The organism is Pseudomonas botevensis (genome assembly GCF_019145475.1).
Lineage (GTDB): Bacteria > Pseudomonadota > Gammaproteobacteria > Pseudomonadales > Pseudomonadaceae > Aquipseudomonas > Aquipseudomonas botevensis.
The window spans coordinates 1-2,821 of record NZ_JAHTKI010000049.1; the positions used below are offsets into that span (position 1 = coordinate 1).

At 54.0% G+C, this 2,821-nt stretch carries 3 protein-coding genes, 3 tRNA genes and 1 pseudogene; all 7 read right to left on the bottom strand.

All coding sequences use genetic code 11. The annotated features are described in order from the left end of the window. A pseudogene (locus KVQ74_RS29190) lies at positions 1-66 on the bottom strand (GTP-binding protein); the annotation flags it as partial. An 84-nt stretch (positions 67-150) separates the two neighbouring features. Then, a tRNA-Thr gene (locus tag KVQ74_RS29195) sits at positions 151-226 on the bottom strand. 26 nt (positions 227-252) lie between these two features. Then, positions 253-326: transfer RNA gene (locus KVQ74_RS29200), tRNA-Gly, on the bottom strand. A gap of 25 nt (positions 327-351) precedes the next feature. Then, positions 352-436 (bottom strand) — tRNA-Tyr (locus KVQ74_RS29205). Positions 437-579: 143 nt separating this feature from the next. Beyond that, complete coding sequence (locus tag KVQ74_RS29210) at positions 580-1,014, bottom strand: hypothetical protein (protein WP_217834827.1); 435 nt, start codon at positions 1,012-1,014, stop codon at positions 580-582. Positions 1,015-1,021: 7 nt separating this feature from the next. After that, entirely contained in the window at positions 1,022-1,771 is a 750-nt protein-coding gene (locus KVQ74_RS29215) for a pantothenate kinase (RefSeq protein WP_217834828.1), read from the bottom strand. Continuing rightward, on the bottom strand, positions 1,761-2,714 hold the full coding sequence (birA, locus tag KVQ74_RS29220) for a bifunctional biotin--[acetyl-CoA-carboxylase] ligase/biotin operon repressor BirA (RefSeq protein WP_217834829.1): 954 nt from the start codon (positions 2,712-2,714) through the stop codon (positions 1,761-1,763). The genes KVQ74_RS29215 and birA overlap by 11 nt, the downstream gene beginning before the upstream one ends. Positions 2,715-2,821: the final 107 nt, after the last annotated feature.

Consider the following 2,821-nt stretch of genomic DNA (forward strand, 5'->3'; position numbering starts at 1 on the left):
GTCAACGTGACCAATGGTGCCAACGTTGACGTGCGGCTTGTTACGTTCGAACTTTTCCTTAGCCATCGAAATCACCCCTGAGAGTAGAATTAAGCGAACTACGTTGACCATTAAAACAAAGGCAGATATTTTCATATCTGCCTTGTTATATGGAGCTCTTGAGCGGATTTGAACCGCTGACCTCACCCTTACCAAGGGTGTGCTCTACCAACTGAGCTACAAGAGCGTAACACTTTGCACAATCTGCAAACTTGGAGCGGGTAGCGGGAATCGAACCCGCATCATCAGCTTGGAAGGCTGAGGTTCTACCACTAAACTATACCCGCGGAGCCTGCAGCTCACGCTAAAATCTGGTGGAGGGAGAAGGATTCGAACCTTCGAAGTCGTAGACGTCAGATTTACAGTCTGATCCCTTTGGCCGCTCGGGAACCCCTCCTAATCGAGCCGGCATTCTATACTATGCCAACCCCGTGTCAAGCATTTTCTCATTTAAAAACCTGAGGTTAGCTGCATTGACATCGCCCTGCTGCTTCAACCGTTAAAGGTCTTCACTGCGGAGCGGGCGCCATTCTATGCAAACTATTCAGCAGGTGCAACCCCCTCGCACAGCATTATTTTATGTTTTAACTCATTGAATTCCTTGGAAAGGTTTTGCAACTGCGCATCCCCCAGCAATCGCTGGCTCTCTGGCGCGATACGCAGCCAGTAACCAGCCCCCAAGGCGCCATCCTGCGATGGCTGAAACTTGATACCCGACTCCACCAGTCGCCGAGTCAAGGCCTGGACAGACTCCTGACCCACCACCCCTCCCACATACAAGCAGTCTTCGCCCGACGATTTTCCCGCCCTGGACCGCACGCCATCACTCGCCTCACTCAATAATCGAATGTCCTGCTGGGATCCGCGATACAGATTCAGCGGCGTGACGTCTTTGGCGCGCAGAGGAGCCTCCTGCTGATGCCAAACGTAATAAAACACATTGAGAACGAGCAACAGCAGGAACAACCAACGCATACAAACCTCAAGACAAAGGGCACGCCATAGCCAATCCGACGAACACCAGATCGGGAACAATCCTGGCCTGCGGGACAACCCCAGAAACCAGATTCGCATCACCACCGGTAATAAAGACCATGAAATCCGCTCCCCAATAACCGCGCGCCATTTCCACCTGAGTGAGCACAAACCCTTGCAGCATCAAAGCGCAGCCTCGCTCAACGGCTTCAACCGTGCTCCGGCCTGGTGCCTGACTGGCCAGCGCACGCTCGGCAGCCAAATCGCCATAGCGAATTTTTCGAGTATGAGTGCGCAACTGATTGCGCATCAGCGGCATCCCAGGACAGATAAAGCCTCCCAGGTGTTCGCCATCAGACGCAATGAAGTCAGCGGTCACCGCCGTCCCGAAATCAAGCACCAGACAGGCTCCTGATGCGAGATGAAACCCACCAAGCATCGCCACCCAACGATCGAGCCCCAATCGCTCGAAATCGTCATAACCATTCCTGACACCTGACATTTCACGGGCAGGCGATGCACACACAACAGAAACACCGAAGGCCTGCTCAAGAGCCTCGATCAACGCGCCGGTTTCCTCCGTCGTTCTCACGCTAACCAGACGGCACTTGCGCAGAAATAATCCCGCAAGCGCTTTCAGCTCACTGAGCAACATCTGATCAGAGTCAACCACCCCTTCCGAGAACACAGAACCGGAGGCGCCAGTCAGCACTCGCCACTTGATAAAACTGTTTCCGCAGTCGAGCTCAAGAATCATCACGCAACCTCAAACTGAGCTCACCACCGCTAAAGACTTTTTCCACACCATCCACCTTCAAGCGCAACGCACCCTGCCTATCAATGCCCTGCACCACACCCTCGATCTGGCTGACACCCGCGATCAATGAAACCGACTGCCCTTGCCATAGATGATTCCTCTCCCACTCCGCCTGGAGCGCCGAAAAACCCTCAGACTCGTGCCTCGCCATATAAGCCCGCAACTGCCGACTCAGCTCAGCCGCCAAAACGTTACGATCACAGCTAACGCCCGACTCGAGCCTGACAGACGTCCACTGCTGATCAACCTCGCTGGCCGCCTGCATATTCACGTTAATTCCAATGCCTAGAACCACATGACAGACATCCGCCGGATCACCGACAAGCTCGAGCAAAATACCGGCAATTTTTTTTCGCCCAACCAATACATCATTGGGCCATTTCAGCCCCACCTCTGAAACACCGAGCTTACGCAAGGCACTCATCACAGCCAAACCAACAACAAGACTCAACCCCTCAAGACGACGCACCCCACCATCGATGCGTAAAACGAGGCTGTAGTAGAGATTATCCGCGAACGGGCTTACCCATTTGCGCCCTCTTCGGCCTCGTCCCGACACCTGACGCTCAGCGATCACCAGAAATGGCGCAGCTTGGCCACGATCAACAGCGCGCAGCGCCTCGGCATTGGTCGAATCAATTGAGTCAAAGACAAAGATTGGCCAATCCAAAGCCCCCGAACTGATCTTTAGAGGGTCGAGCAAGGTCAGCGGATTGGTCAACTGATAGCCTCGCCCGCGAACCTTATGAATGCTCAGCCCGAGTTCAGCCTCCAGGTGCTGCAACTGTTTCCAAACGGCACTTCGACTGACCCCCAGGGCTTCACCCAGAGCCTGACCGGAGTGAAAACGACCATCTTTCAATAGATTCAACAACGTCAGCATGCAGGTTTCGCCTCACAATGAGGCCCGAATGATAGCCATGCCCCGGGCCGTTGCATAGAAATCAAGTTGGCGAACTTTCCTGCGGGCAAAACAAAACCCCAACTGCT